Below are 19,473 nucleotides of genomic sequence, written 5' to 3'. Positions count from 1 at the left end.
GGAGTGAAATGTATGAGTATAAATGAAATCATAATTTGGCTTATGGTAATTATAATGGTCATAGGTGCAATCGACCGTTCCCTGGGCAATAAAACCGGTTTAGGTAAACAATTTGAAGAAGGTATACTGGCAATGGGTTCCTTAGCACTTTCAATGGCTGGTATCATCGTTTTAGCACCGAAGTTATCAGATTGGCTAAGTCCTATCATTGTTCCTTTATATAAATTGTTAGGAGCAGATCCGGCAATGTTTGCAGGAACTCTATTAGCAAATGATATGGGTGGGTTTTTCTTAGCACAACAAATGACTTCTGACCCTTCAATTGTACTTTTCTCAGGTGGTATTTTAGGTGCCATGATGGGAGCAACACTTGTATTTACAATCCCGGTTGGATTGGGTCTTATCAGTAACGAAGATACAAAGTATCTGGCACAAGGAGTATTATGTGGGATTGTGACAATTCCAATTGGAGCATTAGTTTCAGGAATCATGATGGGTATGCCAATCATTAAAGTCTTTATGAATTTAATACCAATCATAGTTGTGGCGATTTTAATTTCAATTGGACTATTTAAAATCCCTGAAGGAATGATTAAAGGGTTCAATGTATTTGGGAAAATCATAGTGGCTGTTGGAGCCATTGGGTTGGCAATTGGAGGGTTAGACTTACTATTAGGTATCAAAGTATTTGAAAATCAAGATACACTTGAAGTCGGATTCCAAACAGTTGGTGGTATTGCCATTACTTTAGCTGGTGCTTATGGATTGGTGTTCTTGATCACAAAGATATTCAAGAAACCATTGATGAAACTAGGCCATCTGTTAGGAATGAATGATATTGCAGCAGCAGGTCTTATTGCATCTCTTGCAAACAATATTGCCATGTTCCAAACGGTAAAAGATATGGATAAACGTGGAAAGGTGATTAATATCGCTTTTGCAGTTTCAGCATCTTTTACATTTGGTGACCATTTAGGATTTACAGCCGGTGTTGCCCCAGAGTTAATTACTCCAATGATTATTGGCAAGCTAGTCGGTGGTATTTCTGCTATTTTTGTTGCCATATTTTTATCTAAACGTGTATTTAGGATTGAATAAAGCGAATACGATAGAGATTTATGTACGGATGGAGGTAAGATGTTGAATATAGACAGATCAGAAATTGAAAAGCTAGTTCGTAGTATTATAATGGAAGAATACAGCAATAAGTTAAATGATTCTTCAAAGAGGCATGTTGACTCTAGTGGTGTAATGTCCATTTCGCTGCCATTGTTTTCTGTAAATGAAGAAGATCGGTTGGACACAGGCAATCCTAATCATAAAGTCTATACGAAGGATTTAGTTTCACTTACTGAAAGTCCCAGACTGGGTTGTGGACTAATGGTAATGGAAGATACTACCTTTGATTGGACTTTAGGGTATGATGAAATTGATTATATCATTGAAGGAACTCTAACGATTATCATAGATGGCCGTCGTATAACTGCCAATGCAGGAGAATTGATTTTGATTCCAAGTGGCTCAAGTATTCAGTTCTCAGTGGAAGGAAAGGCAAGATTTATCTATGTGACTTATCCCGCTGATTGGCAACATAAATAAAAAGGCAAGGCGTTATTACAAGATAAAGAAGTTAAGTGGCATTAGCATAAACCATTAAATAGTTTCAAAAACGAAACTACTTGATGGTTTTCTTTATTGGTGATATAATAGTTTTGTATTTGAAACTATTATAACTGGAGGCATTCTGTGAAAGAAGCATTTGAGCGATTCATGCGGGCTATCGATATGGATCAATATAACGAAATGAAAAATAGCGATTGGGGCAAAGAAACCAGTTATATCAATATTCTGCATTTGTTTATCATTGGACACAGCGAAAGAACGACGGTCAGCGAACTGGCAGAAAAATTAGGACTTTCCCGTCCTGCCGTGACTCAAAAGGTAAATGAGTTGGAAGAGCTGGGGCTTATTCAAAAAGTCCAGTCTACACAAGATAAGCGGTTCTTTTACATCTCATTATCCGATAAAGTAAAGGAAGGCAGCCAAAGTACAAAAACGGACTCTGTACTGAATGCAGTAGAGAATGCATTTTCCGAGGATAAAAAAGCTGTTTTCACGGAAGTACTAAATTTTATGGCAGACTATATAAATGGAAGTGAAGAATAATATTTACAGGATTATATTGCTGTCTTCCTGTGGCTAGACCCGGTTCTGTACCCACCACGCCAACACACGATGCAAAAGGAGTAGATACAATGAATGGAAAAATTATTATGAACTTAGCCATCAGCATTGACGGATATATTGCTGATGAAAACGGAGGCTTTGATTGGATTGTTGGACAAGGCGATACCTCTATTGATACAGCCGAAAAAAGTGAGTTTGAAGAGTTTCTTGCGGGTATTGATATGGTCGTTATGGGCAAAAACTGCTATGATCAGGGTTTTGCTAAAGAGTATTCAACAAAAACGGTTTATGTAGCTACAAGTGAAGAGAAAGAAGATGAGGGTAATATCCGTTTTATCCGAGGCGATATTGTCAGCATATTTGAAAAAGAAAAGGACAGTGGTAAAAATATATTCCTGTTTGGCGGCGGCGGTCTGGTAGATCACTTTGTTAAGGCCAATGCTATTGACGAATATATTGTGGGTATTATTCCGACGATACTTGGAAAGGGCCGTCCGCTGTTTTTGGGAAACAATCCAATGATACAGCTTCATCTAGACAAATACACTATTAGTGATGGAATTGCTGTGTTTTATTACTCAAAACGATAAAAGGAAACCGGCGTAATAAAATGCTGTATTCAAGATTTTAAAATTAGCCCGGTGGCAGTTTGGGCTTAAAGGAGTGATAGGATTATGGACATTTGGGAAGAAATGTATCAGAAAGCGAGAAGGGTTCAAAATGGAAGGGAGATTTCTCCATTCATAGAAGCCGGCGGTGTTGCCGCAGCAATTTTAACTAAAAAAGGTAATATTTATGTTGGTGTTTGCATTGACACCGCAAGTACCCTGGGAATGTGTGCGGAGAGAAATGCGATTGCTAACATGATTACAAATGGAGAAAGTCAAATAGATAAAGTCGTAGCAGTCATGCCCGATGGTAAAGTTGGGTCCCCCTGTGGTGCCTGCAGAGAATATATGATGCAGTTAGACCGTGAAAGCGGCGAGATTAAAATTTTACTTGATCTTGAAACAAAAAAAGCGGTTAAACTAAAAGAACTTATTCCGGATTGGTGGGGAAAGGAAAGATTTTCGTAAACGTTATCTATCAAGGTAAGTTGAAAATCGAACCATATCTTCCAGTGTGTTAACAAGGCGACTCGGGAGTTTGTCATGAATATGTAACGACACTGCTTGTCTCCCTTTTACATAGATGACTCAGACTTTCAAAAAAGTCGGCAAGATGCCGGCTTTTTTGGTATAATAGAATCAAAGATGCTATTATTTGCCTGAGGTGTTTTTGCATGAATGGAAAAAAGGTGATGATGAGATGATAAGTTATGAATACATAGTATCGGACAAGCAGGGGCTTCATGCCATCAATGCTATGAGGCTGAGCAGGGCGGCAGCGGAATATGAGAGCCGTATAACCCTTAAGAGCAGGAAAGGCACAGCGGACTGCAAGAATGTGCTCTCACTTATTGGCATGGGTGCACGCCAGGGAGAATGCCTGGAGCTTATCGTAGAGGGGCCGGATGAGAACAAGGCATTCGGTTTCCTTAAGGAGTTTCTTCGGACCAATTTGTAGCAGAACCAAGATTATTTCCTAGCAATTAGGAAACAGATTTACCTCCAAACTCTTTCTTGACGGACTATAGTTAATGTCAAAGAACCATCGGGCACGTAAGTACCGACCGGTCAAATATAAGAGAGGGGTTAATCATATGGCAAGATTGGGCATTTCCGTTTATCCGGAACATTCTACCGAAGAAAAGGACATGGAATATATCAAAAAGGCAGGGAGATTGGGGTATAAGAGAATCTTTACCTGCCTCTTAAGCGTGGAGGAGAGCAGGGAAGAGGTGATCAGCCGTTTCCGGAGACTGGCGGATGAAGCTCATGCCTGCGGTATGGAGATCATACCGGATGTGAGCCCTGCCGTATTCTCCCGGCTGGGAATCTCCTACGAGAACTTATCCATATTTCAGGAAATGCATGTGGATGGCATCCGTCTGGACGAAGGCTTTGACGGCATGAAAGAAAGCCTTATGACTTACAATCCCCAGGGGCTTAAAGTAGAGCTCAATGCCAGCACCAAGCTGGCATATGTGGAGAATGTCATAGACCACCATCCGGACCGTGACAAGCTGATTACCTGCCACAATTTTTATCCGCAGAAGTATACGGGATTAGGCCTTGAACATTTTAATGCCTGCAATGATAAGATGAGATCACTGGGGCTTAAGGTTGCTGCCTTTGTGTCCAGCAATGCGCCCGGAGCATACGGCCCATGGCCCGTGAATGAGGGACTGTGTACGCTGGAGCTGCATCGTGGCCTTCCCCTTGATTTTCAGGTACGTCATCTGTTTGCCACCGGCATGGTAGATGACGTGCTTATCGCCAATGCCTATGCCACTGATGAGGAACTTAAGGCTTGTGCAGACCTTAATTCAAGCATCCTGACCTTTGGTATCCAGATGGAGAAAGAACTGACTCAGACTGAGAACCAGATCTTAAATTATGAGTTCCATCATGTGGTACGGGGTGATTTGAGTGACTATATGATCCGTTCCTCCGGCCCCAGAATCACATTTGCGGACCGGTCTATTCCTGCTGCCAATACCAGGGACTTAAAGCCCGGCGATGTGGTCATCTTAAATGACGGTTATCCTAAATATAAGGGAGAACTGCAAATTATCACCAAAGACATGCCAAATGACGGCCGCAAGAACGTGATCGGTCATCTTCCTGAGTATGAACACGTTCTGATAGATTACGCAAAACCATGGACGGTGTTTAAATTCTGCATCCTCTAAACAGGGGATTTTGCAGAAGAACACAGCAAGAAAAGGAGTATTTAGACATGCAGAATCAAAGACAGGAGCAGCTGCTTGCCATATTATCAGAGCGGGAAGACTGGATAACCAGCCGGCGCCTGGCCGTTCTTCTGCAGGTGTCGGACCGTACCATACGTTCCGATGTAGAATCCATCAACAGACACATGACCCCGCCTCCCATAGAGTCTAATGTGCGGCGGGGCTACCGCATCTGTGAAAAGGCCAGACTATCGCCTTTGCCACCGAAAGAATCCCGGGGAGGGGATATTCCCCAGACTCCAGGTGCCCGCTGCGCATACATGATTCAGAAGCTGTTATTCGAAGTTAAGGAACTGAACCTTACCCTTCTCCAGAGCCAGATCTATGTCAGCGGAGCCTCCATTGACAATGACTTAAAGCGTATACGGAAGATGCTGGAACCCTATCCTGGTTTAAGGCTGGTCCGCAATAAGGAATGCATATCCTTAAAGGGGGATGAGGCCGGAAAACGGCGGTTTTACAGGGATCTGCTGATGGCTGAGGTACAGGAGAATTTTCTTAACTTAAATATGCTGGCCAATTTATACAAAAGCTTCAACTTAATCGAGGTAAAGGACATATTCGTGGATGTACTGAAGGAATATGATTATTCCATACATGAATCTATGTTTCCCATGCTTATTCTGCACGCTGGTACCAGCATTGAGAGGATGAACTGCGCCAACTACATCAGTATGGAAGAGGGGATGCAGGGGTTGGAGGATACCATCGAGTACCAGATTTCCAAGGACTTCTTTGACCGCATTTCCAAACGCCTGCACATAAAGATCCATGAAGGAGAAGTAGGTATGTTCGCCCTGGTCGTCATGGGGAGAAAGGCCTCCAATTATACCGACGATTACGTGAATTTCGGCGGCAGGTGGCTGAGTACCAGGAAACTGGTAGGCGAGGCCCTGGAGCAGATACACACTCTGTTCGGGCTGGATTTCCGTCAGGATGAGGACCTTATCGCCGGTCTTAAGATGCATATCCACGGACTGGTTGAGCGTGTCAGGAACCAGGTCCGGATGGAGGATGTGTTTGTGGAAGAGATCAAGCGCAAATACCCTCTGGTCTTTGAGATGGGCATCTACGTGGTGGAATTTCTGGAAGAAAGGCTTAAGACTTCCATATCCGATGCAGAAAGCTGCTATATCGCCCTACATTTAGGAGCTGCCAGTGAGCGTATGAAAACAGAAAGAAAGTATCATGCCGTAATGATCCTGCCCCATAACCAGTCTTTTTCTGATATGTGCGTAAAGAAAATTTCCGATATGTTTCGTGAGAGGATGGAAGTGGTAAAGGTCTTTGGTTATTTTGAAGAAGAGGTAGTATCTTCTCTGGATCCGGATCTGCTGCTCAGTACATTTCCACTGGAACATGGGCTGAATGTGGAGACCGTCTCCATTAACTTATTCGTGGATTCCGAGACAGAGTCCAGGATTCTCCAGGCCATCAACCGGCTGGATAAGAAAGGATTCCGGCTGGAATTTTCCTCCCATATCGGCAGCTTAATCCGCCGGGAGCACTACCACACAGAAGTGAACTGCACATGCCCGGAGGAAATCATCCGCATGCTGTGCGCAGGTCTGGTGCAGGAGGGGGTTGTGGAGCCGGAATTTACAGATGTGGTATTAAAGAGGGAGCAGATGTCCCCCACCTCCTTTGTGAATACATTTGCGATTCCCCATGCGTTCGGAGCCTTTGTCAGTAATTCCACCATTGCGGTGGCCCAGCTTAAGAATCCTGTGAAATGGGGTGCCTTTGAGGTGCGGCTTGTGATGCTGTTTGCCATCAATAAAGGGGACGCCAGGATGATTAAAATCTTTTTTGACTGGATATCCAACATAGTGAATCAGCCTGAGGAACTGGCAAAATTGGCGGCTCCCTGCGGATATGAAGAGTTTATCGACCGGATCATGGAGTGAATTTCCTAAGAGCTAGGAAATTCCTTTAAGGAAAAAAGTGAATAAGAGCCTTATAATTATAATTAATTAAGGCAGCTTAAGTTAAGATGCAGCAAACAAACGGTTTTGCTGCATTTTACATTTCATTAATGCATTCAGGAGGCAGCAATATGTTAGAGGGTTTAGAGACGATTTGCTTTAAAATCATATCCAATGTAGGCGGTGCAAGGTCCAGCTACATTGAGGCGATTAAGAAAGCAAAGCATGGGGATTTTGGCGGTGCCTGGGAATGCATGAAAGCCGGTCAGGAGATGTTCCTGGCAGGACATGAGGCTCACTTTGAACTGATCCAGAAAGAGGCCCAGGGTGAGCCGGTGGGCAGTTCCCTGATTCTGATCCATGCGGAAGACCAGCTTATGAGCGCGGAAGGATTCAAAATCATCGCAGAGGAGATGATCGCCAGCTATGAGAGGATATCAGAGCTGGAAGAGAAGGTGGGGAGTAAATGATGGAAATAAAAAAATGCAAATAGTAAGGAGGATTTTACAATGAAACGAGTGTATTTATTCTGCAGTGCAGGAATGTCAACCAGTATGCTGGCAAGCAAGATGCAGAGCGTAGCCAACGAGCATAACCTTCCCATTGAAGTGGAGGCTTTCCCGGATGGCAAGATCGGACAGATCATCGATGAAAAGCATCCGGATGTGATCCTTTTGGGACCCCAGGTCAAATACCGTTACGGTGAGATTGTGGAAAAGTTCGGAAGCAAAGGAATCCCGATCCAGGTCATAGACCAGACCGATTACGGTATGATGAACGGTGAGAAGGTCCTTAAATCAGCAATCAAACTTTTAAAAGCTTCCAAATAAGGCTATAAAAGCAGAACTTCCATAATAGCAAAAACAAATAAAAACGGGGGAATACAATATGTTAAGTAAATTAGAGTCAATACTCATGCCTTTGGCAGAGAGAATCGGAAAGAACAAGTATCTCATTTCAATTCGTGACGGCTTCCTGCTGTCCATGCCGCTGTTAATCGTGGGTTCCTTTTTCCTGCTCATTGCCAATTTCCCGATTCCTGGGTGGACTAATTTCTGGGCAAGGTTCTTTGGGGAACACTGGGATGCCTACTTCGCCAAGCCAACCGATGCTACGTTCTCAATCATGGCAATGCTGGCAGTAATTGGAATCGGCTATTCTTTTTCCGAACAGATGAAGGTAGATAAACTGTTCGGCGCTGCCGTATCACTGGTATGCTGGTTCTTAATCATGCCTTATAAGATCCTGGTAAATGATACTGCTGTGTCCGGCATTCCGCTGGGCTGGGTGGGTTCCAAGGGAATCTTCGTAGGAATTATTGTGGCGTTCCTGTCTGTGCACATCTATGCATGGGTCAATAAAAAGGGGTGGATCATCAAGATGCCTGACGGTGTACCACCTACAGTGGCAAAGTCCTTCTCTGCCCTGATTCCTGCCGGAATTTCCGTGCTGGTGTTCTTCATTATAAACATTGTTTTTGCCATGACCCCATATGACAACGCATTTAACTTTGTGTTCACGATCCTGCAGACTCCTCTCCTTAAGCTGGGCAACACCCTACCGGCTATGGTAATCGCTTATATCTTTCTCCATCTCTTCTGGTTCTTCGGAGTAAACGGCGGTTCCGTGGTGGGCGCGGTATTCAATCCCATCCTTCAGACCCTGTCTGCCGAGAATCTGGCTGCATTCCAGGCAGGTCAGCCGCTGCCTAATATTATATCCCAGCAGTTTCAGGATCTGTTCGCCACTTTCGGCGGATGCGGCTCCACCTTGTCGCTGTTAATCGCAATGCTTTTTTTCTGCCGCTCCAAGCGTATCAAAGAGTTAGGTAAACTGGCATTTATCCCTGGTTTGTTCGGTATCAATGAACCCATTGTGTTCGGCCTTCCCATCTTACTGAACCCAATGATACTCATTCCTTTCATGCTGGTGCCCACCATCAACATTGTGATTTCCTACTTCTGCATGAGCATCGGCCTGGTTCCTCTGTGCTCTGGTGTAGCAATCCCGTGGACCATGCCTGTTATCCTCTCCGGATTCCTGGCAACCGGCTGGCAGGGAGCCGTGCTTCAGATGCTTCTTCTTGTGCTGGGGGTATTCATCTATATGCCGTTTATCAAAATGATGGATAAACAGTACATGGAAGAAGAGACCAAGGCGGCGGAGAAATCCGATGATGACGATATTGATCTTAACGATCTTTCTTTTGATGATCTGTAAAATGAGGGAAACTGTGATGAAACTTATTATGATATACGACCAGATTCAGTCAGGACTTGGGACCAAGGACGACACCATGGTTCCCCTTACAGGGAAAAAGGAGCCCATTGGCCCGGCAATCATGATGGAACCTTTCTTAAAGCAGGTGGACGGACACGTCATGGCCTGCCTGTGCTGCGGCAACGGTACATACCTTGCCGATCCGGAAGAGGTAAGCCGCAAGCTTTGTGCCATGGTGAACAAGCTGCAGCCGGATGTGGTAATGTGCGGACCGGCCTTTAACTATGCGGATTACGCACAGATGTGCGCCAAAGTTGCTTGTGATATCAACGCTACCACCGGAGCAAAGGCATTTGCAGCCATGTCTGTGGAGAATGCAGATACCATTGCAGCTTATAAGGATAAAGTAGCGATTGTGGAAACGCCGAAAAAGGGCGGTCTGGGCCTTAATGACGCATTAAGGAATATGTGTGCACTGGCCAGGGCGCTGGCTGACGGTGCGGACACTTCAGAGCTGATCCATGAATTCTGTTTTAAATAAAAGGAGGCCTTTGCAATGTGGGGTATGATAGCAACCTGGCGTATGGCCGTAGAAGGGATTACAAAGGGAGCTGAGATGCTGAAAGAAAGGGTTGACGCGGGAGATGCCATTGAGGCAGCCATCTGTCTGGTAGAGGACTTCCCTTACTATAAATCCGTGGGCTATGGCGGACTGCCTAACGAGGAAATGGAAGTGGAAATGGACGCGGCCTATATGGACGGCAGCACACTGGATATAGGAGCGGTGGCTGCCATCAGGGACTTTGCCAATCCGGTGTCGGTTGCCAGGCGTCTGAGCCAGGAGAAAGTCAACAGCATGCTGGTGGCTGAGGGAGCCGAAAAATTCGCCCACAAGGAAGGCTTTGAGCGCAAAAATATGCTGACAGACCGGGCAAAGGCACATTACAGGAAGCGGATAAAAGAGATGGCGGCCCAGGCGGCCACTAAGGAGCTTAAGCCTTATTCCGGTCATGATACCGTGGGTATGGTCTGCCTGGATGGAAAGGGCAAGATGACGGCAGCCACCTCAACCAGCGGCCTGTTCATGAAGAAAAAAGGCAGAGTAGGTGATTCTCCCATATCCGGTTCCGGCTTCTATGCCGACAGCAAGAAAGGAGCCGCCAGTGCCACCGGCTTAGGAGAGGATCTGATGAAAGGCTGTATTTCTTATGAGATCGTCCGCCTTATGGGAGAGGGAATGCATCCTCAGGAAGCCTGTGAGACAGCGGTGAACCGTCTGGATGGAGAACTTCGGGAACGCCGGGGCGAAGCTGGTGACATATCCCTTATTGCCATGAATCCTAAGGGAGAGTGGGGGGCTGCCACAAATATAGAGGGATTTTCATTTGCAGTGGTCACGGAGGAGCTGGAACCTACGGTTTACCTGGTAACCCGCGGGGAGGACGGCCGCTGCACTTATGAAAAAGCCTCTGAAGAATGGATGGAAACTTACATGAAGACGCGCATGGCGCCCATAGAGGAATAAGATATGGGATATGGAAAGATTGAAAATGAATCAGATAAGAAGATACTTGACTGCGTGGACCGGTTAAAGGACCGGTTCATCAGCAGTGTCCTGGAGCTGGTGCGCATTGACAGTGTGGAAGGGGAGGCTTATGTGGGGGCTCCCTTTGGCACTGGTGTGAAGTGCGCACTGGAATTTGCCCTGGATATCAGCGGACAGCTGGGATTTGATACCGTGAACCTGGATCATTATATCGGATATGCCCAGTATGGAATGGGAGAAGACTATGTCTGTGCCATCGGTCATGTGGATGTAGTTCCGTCGGGAGAAGGCTGGAAACACCCGCCTTTCAGCGGCTATATGGAGAACGGGTTCATCTACAGCAGGGGAGTGCTGGACAATAAAGGACCAGTCATGGCATGCCTCTTTGGACTGGCCGCCATTAAAGAGGCCGGACTAATTCTTAAGAATCCGGTGCGCATTATCTTCGGATGTGATGAAGAATCCGGATTTGAGGATCTGAAGTATTATCTCTCAAAGGAGAGGCCTCCCCTCTATGGATTCACACCGGACTGCAAGTACCCGGTAGTGTTCAGCGAGCGGGGCAGGGCTATGGTACGGATTACAGGCAGTCTTGAACAGTTGGAGACATTTTTTGACTTTGTAAACAAATATTTTATTGGAGCCAGGAATACAGGCGACCGGTTGGGGATTGACTTCTGCCACAAGGAATATGGCATGATGGAGATGCGCGGATATAAGCTGAGTGTGGTTCCTGACAGTCTCTGCGGCCGGAGGCAGGCAGCCTTTGATGTGACGTTAAGCTATCCGGGAGGCGTCACCATAGATGAAATCATGAAGCGCATCTGCGGTAAGGCCGGGGCAGAGGGGCTTAAGGCCGAACTCATACAGAACTTTGATCCGGTAGTATTCCCAAAGGACACACCCATGGTTAAGGCCATGCAGGAGAGCTATGAACTGGTCACAGGGATGGACGGTACCCCTGTAACCACAACAGGCGGCACTTATGCCAAGGCCATGCCGGGAATTGTCCCCTTTGGACCAAGTTTCCCGGGCCAGAAAGGCATCAGCCACAATCCCAATGAGTGGATGAGCGTGGATGACTTGATGGCCAATGCAAAGATCTATGCACTGGCACTGTACCGTCTGGGACAATTATAACATATGCCGGCCGCCGCTCCGGCCCGGTTTGTCCGCTTCCAGAATAGCGAAAGCAGCATAATGGAAGCGAAGGTAGTTACAAAACCTGCCCATGTAAAGGATACGATAGTAAAAATAAGACCTCTAAAGCCGCCCTATTTCAATTGCGACAAAAAATCTCTCGTAAATATATTTTCTGCAAGCTCATTTGTCTTGTTTTCTCCCTCAAAAAGCTCGGGATATTTTGATTTTAATTCCTGCTTATCGCTGTCCACCTTCATTACATGCTCACGGACGGCTTTTTTTAGTGCGGCTTTGTCTTTTTTCTGAAAGAGCTCAACCATGGCCTTGTGCTCCAGGATAGAACTGCTCACCACCCGGTTTTCCGTGCAGGTGAGCAGGCGAAGCCGGTTGTAATGACCGATGTTATTTTGTAAAAGATTGAAGGAAAACTCTTTATCCGTACGCAGATAGAGGTATTTGTGAAATTCGTCATCCTGCTTTAAGAAAATTCGTACATCTTCATCCATTGATCCCTTTTCCTGGATTTTAATATATGCTTTGAGCTTGGAAATATCATCTGCATTGCATAAATCCGAAAACAGGGAATAGATTTCCTCTTCAACAGTGATACGGAGGAAGCATTCTTCATTGGCCTGCTTTAAGTTTATTTTTGAGACCAGAGTGCCCTTATGGGGCATGGAGGTGATCAGTCCCTCATTTTCCAGGCGGATCACAGCATCCCGAAGGGGGGATCTGCTTACCTTTAAATGCTCGGAAAGCTCCTCAAGATTTAGGGGCTGGCCGGGCTTTAGCTTCATGCCTATGATACTGTCTCGCAGAAAATCATAGGCTATGTTTGCTGCTGATTTTTCCGTAGTGCGGGTGCGGTTAGCCATTTCATTTCTCCTTTTGTATGTAGATTTTCTTATAGATTCCCTTAATTTTAAATATTAGCATGAAATAATATGAAAAAATATATTAAACATGCACAAGAAGTGTGTAAAATAATTGTAAAAATTAACACTTGCAACAGTTAATATATTAAGCGTAATATATTAATGTAAAATATTACCATATTACATGAAAGGGGAATCATATGAGGAAAAAGAACTGGATTTTGGGTATGATGACAGCTTGTATTTTGGGAGCGGTTTTGACAGCATGCAGTGGCAGTCAATCCGCGGAGAGCAAGTCTGCAGAAAGCAAAACAGCGGCAGGGGGCACGGATGACAAGGAAGTGAGCATTACCTTGGGCGACACATGGGCAGAGACACATCCCATGGCGCGGGCGATGGACGAGGTTTTTAAAAAACAGGTAGAAGAGAAATCGGGCGGAAAGATCACCGTAAATATTTCCCACAATGGACTTCTTGGCAACGAAGCGGATTTATGGAGCGGTGTGCGATCAGGAACCATCGATATGGCAGTGGTTGGTACCGTTATGAATCAGGAATATACAAAAATGCTGATTGCGGACTGGCCCTTCCTTTACCGGGATTTGAACCACGCAAAATCTGTATGGACGGGCGAAATCGGCAATGAGGTGGCCGCAGAGTTTCATGAAAAATTTCCTACCACCTATTTGCTGGGCTGGGGACCAAACTCAGCGCGTACGTTCAGCTCCAGCAAAAAGCTGGAAACAGTGGAGGATTTCAACGGCTTGAAGCTCCGTATGCCGAACAATCCTATACATATCGGCATAGCGGAAAATCTGGGGGCCAGCTCACAGACGATTCCCCTCGGAGACTTATATTCGGCTTTGGAGACCGGCGTAGTGGATGGTCAGGACAACGGAATGGTGACTATACTCAGCCAGAAGTTTGAAGAGGTACAAAAATGGGTCTATGAGACGAACCATATCATAGCCACACTTCAAATCGTCATAAGCGCCGATTGCTTAGACGGCTTAAGTGAAAATCAGCAAAACATCATAAAGGAAGCATCAAAGGAAGCCTCCGCATGGGCTTGGGACGAATACATCAAGAGTGTAGACGAAGACCGGGAGACCTTAAAGGCGGCCGGCGTGACCGTGACGCCACTCACCCCGGAGAATCAGGCAAAAATAATAGAAAAAATCAAACCTGTCTATGACAAGCTCTACTCTGAAAATGACTGGGCGGAGGATTTGGTAAAAAAGATCCAGGCAGTAAAGTAGGAGGTGGCGGAATTGAAAAAAACGATCGATGCCATATTTAAGGGCATAGAGGTACTGATTTCTGTATGCCTTGCAATCATGATAGTATTGGTTTTTTTAAATGTTGTCCTGCGTCAGTTTCATATGGGTTCGGCTCTGACGGAGGAGATAGCCAGACTTTGTTTTATTTATCTCGTATATATGGGTTCGATCCTGGCAATGCGGGATAATAAGCATCTGCTCATCGAGAGCCTTCTGGTGCGTCTGCCAGAGCACGCTGCAAAGGCTGTATTTGTAGTATTGCAGGTCATCATCTTCTGGCTCATGTACATTGTAGCCAGAGGCACCTTTGATTATATGTGGCTGATGAAGGCGGACAAGCTGGTTGCTACAGGCACACCCATGTGGATCATGTATCTGCCGGGGCTGATCATGGGAATATCCATCATGATTTTGTCAGTGGTAAATATATATAAGGCAGTGTTTACGAACGCTACACTTACGGAGCTGCTCATGCCCCACGACGAAGACGAAGCGGAACAAACCGCAAAGGAGGCTTAGGATGTTTGCAGGACTCGCACTTTTTGGCTCTGCCAAAATTACTATCATAGTAGTATTTTTTGCAATATTGCTCATAGCCCTTGCTTTTGGGCTGCCCATATCGTTTTCCCTTATTTTATGCGCTGCAGGCACCGGTTATCTGCTTCTCGGCGGTGGAAATGCAAAGCCTCTGCTTTATGCACAGCAGCTCATGCGCGGAACGGACAGCGTGACCATGATGGCTCTGCCTTTCTTTGTAGTAGCAGGCGAGTTAATGAATCGGGGCGGTCTGACGGACCGCATTATCAAATTCTGTAATATTTTCGTCGGACGGATTCCAGGCGGTCTTGGCTATGTGACGATTCTGGCATGCCTTTTATTTGCTGCCTTAGTCGGCTCCGCGGTGGCTTCTACTGCGGCGCTTGGAGCGATTCTCATTCCGATGATGGCGAAATCCGGTTATGACCGGGCGAAATCAGCCGCACTGGTGGCCAGCGCGAATCTGGTGGCTCCCATCATGCCGCCTTCAATCCCGTTTATCATCTATGCGATATCGGCGAAGGTATCAGTGAAATCTATGTTCATGGGAGGTATCGCTCCTGCTATCTATTTGACGGTACTGATGTCTGCCTGCTGGTTTTTCATTTCCCGAAAGGACTGCCCGCCGGTGGACGGTATACCGAAGATGACCTTCAAGGAGATCGTAAGGACATTTACCTCCGGGCTTTGGGCGCTCCTGCTTCCCGGGATCATACTCTTCGGCCTTAGGGGCGGAGTGTTTACCGCTACCGAGGCAGGCGTAATCGCTGTGGTCTATGCTCTCATTGTAGGCGCTTTTGTGTATAAGGAGCTCAAATTTAAGGATTTTATTTCAGCCATGGTATCCAGTGCAAAAATGTCTGCGGTCGTCATGTTTTTGGCAGCTACAGCTCAGTTGGCCGCTTATACCATGACGGTGGCACATATACCGGAGATGATGACAGAGGGGCTTTCAGGACTGGTAGCACATCCGATTCTACTGAATTTTACGTTGATGCTGATCGTGATTGTCGTAGGACTGGCTATGGATGTGGTACCATGTATTCTTATTCTCACACCTATCTTTTTGCCGCTGGTGATTGAGGCAGGCCTGGATCCGGTCGCGTTCGGAGTGCTTTTCTGTCTGGCAAATGTACTGGGCCTCACCTCTCCGCCGGTAGGGCCGGTGCTGAATGTGGCATGTGCCACGGGTAAGGTGACTATGGAGGAGATCATACCGCCGACAATGCCCTATTTTATTGCGCAGTGTGCCCTTCTGCTGGTATTGTCGCTTTGTCCGGCCCTGATAGAAGTGCCACTTCATTGGTTGGGAGGATGATGTCATGAAGGTAAGTTTAATAGAAAAGCCGGGAGCCTTAGCTTTGGCGGACCGAAGCGAGCCGCAAATCATGAATCCCACGGATGTAAAGATGAAGGTAAAATGTGTGGGAATATGCGGAAGTGACATGCACATCCTGCACGGGACCAACGCATTTGCCGTATATCCCCTGGTCTGGGGGCATGAGGCCGTCGGAGAAGTGTTAGAGGTGGGGAGTGCCGTCACGAAGGTGAAGCCAGGTGATCACATCGCCGCAGAGCCGATTCGGTACTGCGGTACCTGCTACGCCTGTAAAAAGGGCAGGCACAACGCCTGCCACAATTTAAAGGTGATGGGAGCCCATATAGACGGAGCGGCACAGGAATATTTCGTATTGCCGGAGGAAAACTCCTTTCTGATACCAAGTGAAATTCCGTATGAGCATGCAGTGCTCATAGAGCCCTTCACCATAGGAGCGCAAGCCTGTCTGCGCGGCGGTGTGGAAGCAGGAGACACGGTGTTTATCATGGGAGCGGGGACCATTGGCCTTACCATTTTGGTCAATGCAAAGCTGCTTGGCGCCAAGGTAATCATTTCAGATATATTTGACGAAAAGCTAGATTTTGCAAGGGGGCTGGGGGCAGATGTCTGCCTGAATGCAAAGAAACAGGACGTGATAGAGGAAGTAAAGAATATTACGGACGGATATGGTGCCAATGTAGTGGTCGATGCAGTCTGCACGGTTTCCAGTTTTGAGCAGGCCATCGATGCGGCTGGTGCGGCCGGCAGGATCGTGGAGATGAGCTTCAATACAAAGCCATCGGAGATTGCTCCCGTGAAGCTGGCGGCGAAAGAGCTGACTGTTTTAGGTTCCAGACACCAGACAAACCGGTTTTTACCGGTTATCGAATACTTAAAGGCTGGGAAGCTTCCTGTGGAGGACTTTGTCACAAGGAAATATCCATTATCAGAAGTAAACGAAGCGTTTCATTACGCGGATAAACATGCTGCTTTGGTTCGGAAAATCATTGTGGAGATGGAATGATCCGTAGCTTTCTTCATTTGGTACCGGGTCAAGGTTGGAGCGGGATTTGATTGAATCCTGCTCCAGCCTTGTATATCGAGCCGTTTCAGTCGGTTGGAGTACAGTTATCAACTTTATTAATGTTTTCAATTTCTGTTTTCCTTGGGCAATAAGCTTTAGCCTCTTGACAATATCCCGACAGTCGGATAACGTATAATTAATTTCTCAATATCCACAGCATTAAATGCAAAAAGATAAGTGATGAATCGCCAAAACGACAGCCCAGAGAAAAAATGTGCCCCAAGAGAAGCAATAACAGATGTATATTAAAGGTAAACGTAAAACTGAAAATGTCACTGAAGGAAAGATTTCCTCATGATAAAGATGGATATATAGACACGAAAGGTGAATTTATCAGGCGGTATACCGGTAAATATCAAATCCAGGCATTTTGTTCAGAATTAAAGCACAGCAGCTGGCGAAGGCATAGGAATGTGCATAAGGAGTGTTTATGGTTAAAATCGATTGTTTGGGTGATATGTGCCCGGTACCTGTTATGAGATTAAAATTGGTCATTGATTCCTTAAAAAACGGTGAGGAATGTATGGTAGTTACGGATCATAGCTGTACAATTTCTAATATTAAAGCTTTTTGTAAGGCAAATAATTTAAATTATGATACGGAAGAAGTCATTAACGGTGTATGGGAAGTCACCGTTTCCGCTAACAAATAGTCTCTTTTAGTATTGCTTCAATGTACTTAATGAGTTTTGACGATTCACAATTGAGAGGAACACTGGCTGCATTTTTTATGGAATAATATTCATTATCAAATTCCAGGCAAGGACATTCAATGATTCGAAGCTGTTTATTGTAGATTTCCTTCTTGATTGCCATATATGGAAGAAAAGCAAGTCCGAAGCCGTTAATAGCGGACAGTTTAATGGATTCCGTGGATTCAAGAGAGTAAGGAATATGCAGCTGATTGATGCGGATCCCGTTTTTGTTCAGCATTTTATCCAGTACCTGTCTTGTTTTTTGGGCTTTTACCAGCATCAGAAGAGGATACTGATAAAGATCCTGGCAGTCTAACTGGGAAGGAACCTTCATTTTTTCCCCTGCAACCAGAAAAACACGGTCAGAAAACACTTTTTTGGCACATAGATTTTTATCCTTGGGCTTATCTATGATAATTCCCATATCAGCAAAGCCTTTTGATACTTTCTCTTCTATGATTTTGCTGGACATCATTTCCATATTAAGTGTAAATTCAGGGTACTTGTTTTTCACATGGTAAAAAGTGCATGGCAGGGCATAAGAATATACACAGGGAGAAGCAAGGATGTGTATTGCTTTATTTTGGTTCTGCGCATTGGATATATCAAGGAGCATTCTGTCATAGGACGATAATATCTCAAGAGCTCGGTTGTAAACAATCATACCAATGGTAGTTGGAATCACGCCCTGATAGTTCCGTTCGAAAAGCCGTGCACTGAATTCCTGTTCCATGACCCGCAGCTGCTGGCTTAGTGCGGACTGGCTGATATTCATCAGTTCCGCAGTTTTTGAGATGCTGCCGGATTCCACTATCTTTATAAACATTTTCAGGTTATGAATGTTCATGTTACCCCGCCTTTCTGAATTTAACTCAAAACCAGTTGATTGAACTGTTAAAAACTTAACAGTTCTTTTTTTGTTCTTTCATTATAACAAATATAATTCCATGTGGCTAGTGTGATAAAATAATAGGTTATAAGTAAATCTTATGACATATCGGATTCTTGATTAACTGAATTTCTATAAGTATGGTATAATTTGAACTGTGATTTTGTTATTATATTAACAAATACTATTTCAAGAAAGGGGGATTTACGTGTCAGAGGTTAACACAAGTATAAGTGGGGGAAGAGTGCGTAAACCAAGAAAGCCCAAAAAGAGCCAGATTCCATTTGCAATTTTGCTCACAATCCTGATTATTGCTTTTGGATCTTATTTGGCAGGAGGGAACAATAAGCTGCCTGTTTATTGGGGATTCGGAATTGCATTCGGGTATATCCTGCAGCGTTCTCGTTTCTGCTTTACGGCAGCATTCCGTGACCCATGTATAACAGGAAGCACATCCGTAACAAGAGCCGTATTGGTGGCAGTTGCAGTTGCAAGCGTTGGTTTCTGGGCAATCAAGTATGCCAGTATCATGGCAAATGCGGATTCCAATCTCAACATGATTGGCGTAGCGCCCATCGGTTTGCCCTTGGCTGTCGGTGCGGTTCTGTTTGGTATCGGAATGGTCATTGCCGGTGGCTGCGCATCCGGAACCTTGATGCGCGTTGGAGAGGGCTTTACCATGCAAATGCTGTCTTTGGTATTTTTCATAGCAGGTTCTTTCTGGGGTGCCCACGATATGAACTTCTGGAGCAGATTTAATGAAAATGCTCCGAAGATCTTTTTACCGAATGTGTTTGGCTGGTTTGGTGCAATCGTTGTACAGGGATTGATCATTGTCCTTTTATACATAGCAGCAGTCAAATGGCAGGAAAAGAAAATGGGAAGTGCGGAATAAAATTAAAAAATAAAGGAGATATAAAA

The 19,473-nt window shown here is 45.3% G+C and carries 23 protein-coding genes; 20 read left to right on the top strand and 3 right to left on the bottom strand.

Annotated features, from left to right (window positions below):
- The first annotated feature begins 12 nt into the window (after window positions 1-12).
- The 14 genes from AC27IJ_RS07740 to AC27IJ_RS07675 all read left to right on the top strand — a co-directional run bounded on the left by AC27IJ_RS07740 (window position 13) and on the right by AC27IJ_RS07675 (window position 11,872).
- A complete protein-coding gene (locus AC27IJ_RS07740) occupies window positions 13-1,098 on the top strand; it encodes an ethanolamine utilization protein EutH (RefSeq protein WP_312443030.1) in 1,086 nt (361 codons plus the stop codon).
- A 39-nt stretch (window positions 1,099-1,137) separates the two neighbouring features.
- Entirely contained in the window at window positions 1,138-1,599 is a 462-nt protein-coding gene (locus AC27IJ_RS07735) for a cupin domain-containing protein (protein ID WP_312501311.1), read from the top strand.
- A 147-nt stretch (window positions 1,600-1,746) separates the two neighbouring features.
- Entirely contained in the window at window positions 1,747-2,166 is a 420-nt protein-coding gene (locus AC27IJ_RS07730; RefSeq protein WP_312443032.1) for a MarR family winged helix-turn-helix transcriptional regulator, read from the top strand.
- A gap of 89 nt (window positions 2,167-2,255) precedes the next feature.
- Window positions 2,256-2,777 carry a dihydrofolate reductase family protein gene (locus AC27IJ_RS07725; protein ID WP_312443034.1) on the top strand — a complete coding sequence of 174 codons (522 nt, stop codon included), beginning with the start codon at window positions 2,256-2,258 and terminating at the stop codon, window positions 2,775-2,777.
- Window positions 2,778-2,861: 84 nt separating this feature from the next.
- Window positions 2,862-3,263: a cytidine deaminase family protein gene (locus AC27IJ_RS07720; protein WP_312443035.1), complete on the top strand. Its 402-nt coding sequence runs from the start codon at window positions 2,862-2,864 to the stop codon at window positions 3,261-3,263.
- 232 nt (window positions 3,264-3,495) lie between these two features.
- Window positions 3,496-3,753 carry an HPr family phosphocarrier protein gene (locus AC27IJ_RS07715; RefSeq protein WP_312443036.1) on the top strand — a complete coding sequence of 86 codons (258 nt, stop codon included), beginning with the start codon at window positions 3,496-3,498 and terminating at the stop codon, window positions 3,751-3,753.
- A gap of 136 nt (window positions 3,754-3,889) precedes the next feature.
- Entirely contained in the window at window positions 3,890-4,981 is a 1,092-nt protein-coding gene (locus AC27IJ_RS07710) for a DUF871 domain-containing protein (protein WP_312443038.1), read from the top strand.
- Window positions 4,982-5,028: 47 nt separating this feature from the next.
- Window positions 5,029-6,948, top strand: coding sequence for a BglG family transcription antiterminator (locus tag AC27IJ_RS07705; RefSeq protein ID WP_313257944.1), 1,920 nt, complete (start codon window positions 5,029-5,031; stop codon window positions 6,946-6,948).
- A gap of 149 nt (window positions 6,949-7,097) precedes the next feature.
- Window positions 7,098-7,436: a PTS sugar transporter subunit IIA gene (locus AC27IJ_RS07700; RefSeq protein ID WP_312443041.1), complete on the top strand. Its 339-nt coding sequence runs from the start codon at window positions 7,098-7,100 to the stop codon at window positions 7,434-7,436.
- 39 nt (window positions 7,437-7,475) lie between these two features.
- Complete coding sequence (locus AC27IJ_RS07695) at window positions 7,476-7,796, top strand: PTS sugar transporter subunit IIB (protein WP_025232347.1); 321 nt, start codon at window positions 7,476-7,478, stop codon at window positions 7,794-7,796.
- 58 nt (window positions 7,797-7,854) lie between these two features.
- On the top strand, window positions 7,855-9,186 hold the full coding sequence (celB, locus tag AC27IJ_RS07690) for a PTS cellobiose transporter subunit IIC (RefSeq protein WP_312443042.1): 1,332 nt from the start codon (window positions 7,855-7,857) through the stop codon (window positions 9,184-9,186).
- 16 nt (window positions 9,187-9,202) lie between these two features.
- Complete coding sequence (locus tag AC27IJ_RS07685) at window positions 9,203-9,727, top strand: GrdB-related putative oxidoreductase (RefSeq protein ID WP_312443043.1); 525 nt, start codon at window positions 9,203-9,205, stop codon at window positions 9,725-9,727.
- A 15-nt stretch (window positions 9,728-9,742) separates the two neighbouring features.
- On the top strand, window positions 9,743-10,711 hold the full coding sequence (locus AC27IJ_RS07680; RefSeq protein WP_487148251.1) for a glycosylasparaginase: 969 nt from the start codon (window positions 9,743-9,745) through the stop codon (window positions 10,709-10,711).
- Between the two features lie 3 nt (window positions 10,712-10,714).
- Complete coding sequence (locus AC27IJ_RS07675) at window positions 10,715-11,872, top strand: Sapep family Mn(2+)-dependent dipeptidase (protein WP_487148249.1); 1,158 nt, start codon at window positions 10,715-10,717, stop codon at window positions 11,870-11,872.
- Here the strand turns inward: AC27IJ_RS07675 and AC27IJ_RS07670 are convergent.
- Window positions 11,836-11,988 carry a sodium:solute symporter family transporter gene (locus AC27IJ_RS07670; protein WP_442913618.1) on the bottom strand — a complete coding sequence of 51 codons (153 nt, stop codon included), beginning with the start codon at window positions 11,986-11,988 and terminating at the stop codon, window positions 11,836-11,838. The two genes, AC27IJ_RS07675 and AC27IJ_RS07670, sit on opposite strands and share 37 nt — an antisense overlap.
- A gap of 18 nt (window positions 11,989-12,006) precedes the next feature.
- Complete coding sequence (locus tag AC27IJ_RS07665; RefSeq protein ID WP_312443050.1) at window positions 12,007-12,750, bottom strand: GntR family transcriptional regulator; 744 nt, start codon at window positions 12,748-12,750, stop codon at window positions 12,007-12,009.
- Between the two features lie 200 nt (window positions 12,751-12,950).
- On the opposite strand from AC27IJ_RS07665, the gene AC27IJ_RS07660 reads away from it, so the two are divergent.
- From AC27IJ_RS07660 to AC27IJ_RS07640, 5 genes are all read left to right on the top strand, one after another.
- The gene (locus AC27IJ_RS07660; RefSeq protein ID WP_312443052.1) at window positions 12,951-14,009 is read left to right on the top strand and encodes a TRAP transporter substrate-binding protein; all 1,059 of its coding nucleotides are present in this window, start codon (window positions 12,951-12,953) and stop codon (window positions 14,007-14,009) included.
- A gap of 12 nt (window positions 14,010-14,021) precedes the next feature.
- Window positions 14,022-14,549, top strand: coding sequence for a TRAP transporter small permease (locus AC27IJ_RS07655; protein ID WP_312443053.1), 528 nt, complete (start codon window positions 14,022-14,024; stop codon window positions 14,547-14,549).
- 1 nt (window position 14,550) lies between these two features.
- Window positions 14,551-15,885 carry a TRAP transporter large permease gene (locus tag AC27IJ_RS07650; protein ID WP_312443055.1) on the top strand — a complete coding sequence of 445 codons (1,335 nt, stop codon included), beginning with the start codon at window positions 14,551-14,553 and terminating at the stop codon, window positions 15,883-15,885.
- A 4-nt stretch (window positions 15,886-15,889) separates the two neighbouring features.
- Entirely contained in the window at window positions 15,890-16,909 is a 1,020-nt protein-coding gene (locus AC27IJ_RS07645; RefSeq protein ID WP_312443056.1) for a zinc-binding alcohol dehydrogenase family protein, read from the top strand.
- 490 nt (window positions 16,910-17,399) lie between these two features.
- Window positions 17,400-17,621, top strand: coding sequence for a sulfurtransferase TusA family protein (locus AC27IJ_RS07640; RefSeq protein ID WP_312443057.1), 222 nt, complete (start codon window positions 17,400-17,402; stop codon window positions 17,619-17,621).
- Here the strand turns inward: AC27IJ_RS07640 and AC27IJ_RS07635 are convergent.
- Window positions 17,611-18,510, bottom strand: a complete 900-nt coding sequence (locus tag AC27IJ_RS07635) for a LysR family transcriptional regulator (RefSeq protein ID WP_312443059.1) — start codon at window positions 18,508-18,510, stop codon at window positions 17,611-17,613. The genes AC27IJ_RS07640 and AC27IJ_RS07635 overlap by 11 nt on opposite strands.
- A 250-nt stretch (window positions 18,511-18,760) precedes the next feature.
- Between AC27IJ_RS07635 and AC27IJ_RS07630 the strand changes: the two genes are divergently transcribed.
- On the top strand, window positions 18,761-19,447 hold the full coding sequence (locus AC27IJ_RS07630; protein WP_487148244.1) for a YeeE/YedE thiosulfate transporter family protein: 687 nt from the start codon (window positions 18,761-18,763) through the stop codon (window positions 19,445-19,447).
- Window positions 19,448-19,473 lie beyond the last annotated feature (26 nt).

Source organism: Lacrimispora sp. YZC11 (assembly GCF_057543815.1).
This window is presented reverse-complemented; position numbering and strand designations above follow the sequence as displayed.

Coding starts and splice junctions, on each gene's coding strand:
- AC27IJ_RS07650 (WP_312443055.1), top strand. CDS start 14,551: ATGTTTGCAGGACTCGCACTTTTTGGCTCTGCCAAAATTACTATCATA.
- AC27IJ_RS07665 (WP_312443050.1), bottom strand. CDS start 12,750: ATGGCTAACCGCACCCGCACTACGGAAAAATCAGCAGCAAACATAGCC.
- AC27IJ_RS07715 (WP_312443036.1), top strand. CDS start 3,496: ATGATAAGTTATGAATACATAGTATCGGACAAGCAGGGGCTTCATGCC.
- AC27IJ_RS07725 (WP_312443034.1), top strand. CDS start 2,256: ATGAATGGAAAAATTATTATGAACTTAGCCATCAGCATTGACGGATAT.
- celB (WP_312443042.1), top strand. CDS start 7,855: ATGTTAAGTAAATTAGAGTCAATACTCATGCCTTTGGCAGAGAGAATC.
- AC27IJ_RS07710 (WP_312443038.1), top strand. CDS start 3,890: ATGGCAAGATTGGGCATTTCCGTTTATCCGGAACATTCTACCGAAGAA.
- AC27IJ_RS07705 (WP_313257944.1), top strand. CDS start 5,029: ATGCAGAATCAAAGACAGGAGCAGCTGCTTGCCATATTATCAGAGCGG.
- AC27IJ_RS07675 (WP_487148249.1), top strand. CDS start 10,715: ATGGGATATGGAAAGATTGAAAATGAATCAGATAAGAAGATACTTGAC.
- AC27IJ_RS07695 (WP_025232347.1), top strand. CDS start 7,476: ATGAAACGAGTGTATTTATTCTGCAGTGCAGGAATGTCAACCAGTATG.
- AC27IJ_RS07700 (WP_312443041.1), top strand. CDS start 7,098: ATGTTAGAGGGTTTAGAGACGATTTGCTTTAAAATCATATCCAATGTA.
- AC27IJ_RS07635 (WP_312443059.1), bottom strand. CDS start 18,510: ATGAACATTCATAACCTGAAAATGTTTATAAAGATAGTGGAATCCGGC.
- AC27IJ_RS07685 (WP_312443043.1), top strand. CDS start 9,203: ATGAAACTTATTATGATATACGACCAGATTCAGTCAGGACTTGGGACC.
- AC27IJ_RS07640 (WP_312443057.1), top strand. CDS start 17,400: ATGGTTAAAATCGATTGTTTGGGTGATATGTGCCCGGTACCTGTTATG.
- AC27IJ_RS07645 (WP_312443056.1), top strand. CDS start 15,890: ATGAAGGTAAGTTTAATAGAAAAGCCGGGAGCCTTAGCTTTGGCGGAC.
- AC27IJ_RS07720 (WP_312443035.1), top strand. CDS start 2,862: ATGGACATTTGGGAAGAAATGTATCAGAAAGCGAGAAGGGTTCAAAAT.
- AC27IJ_RS07735 (WP_312501311.1), top strand. CDS start 1,138: ATGTTGAATATAGACAGATCAGAAATTGAAAAGCTAGTTCGTAGTATT.
- AC27IJ_RS07740 (WP_312443030.1), top strand. CDS start 13: ATGAGTATAAATGAAATCATAATTTGGCTTATGGTAATTATAATGGTC.
- AC27IJ_RS07680 (WP_487148251.1), top strand. CDS start 9,743: ATGTGGGGTATGATAGCAACCTGGCGTATGGCCGTAGAAGGGATTACA.
- AC27IJ_RS07660 (WP_312443052.1), top strand. CDS start 12,951: ATGAGGAAAAAGAACTGGATTTTGGGTATGATGACAGCTTGTATTTTG.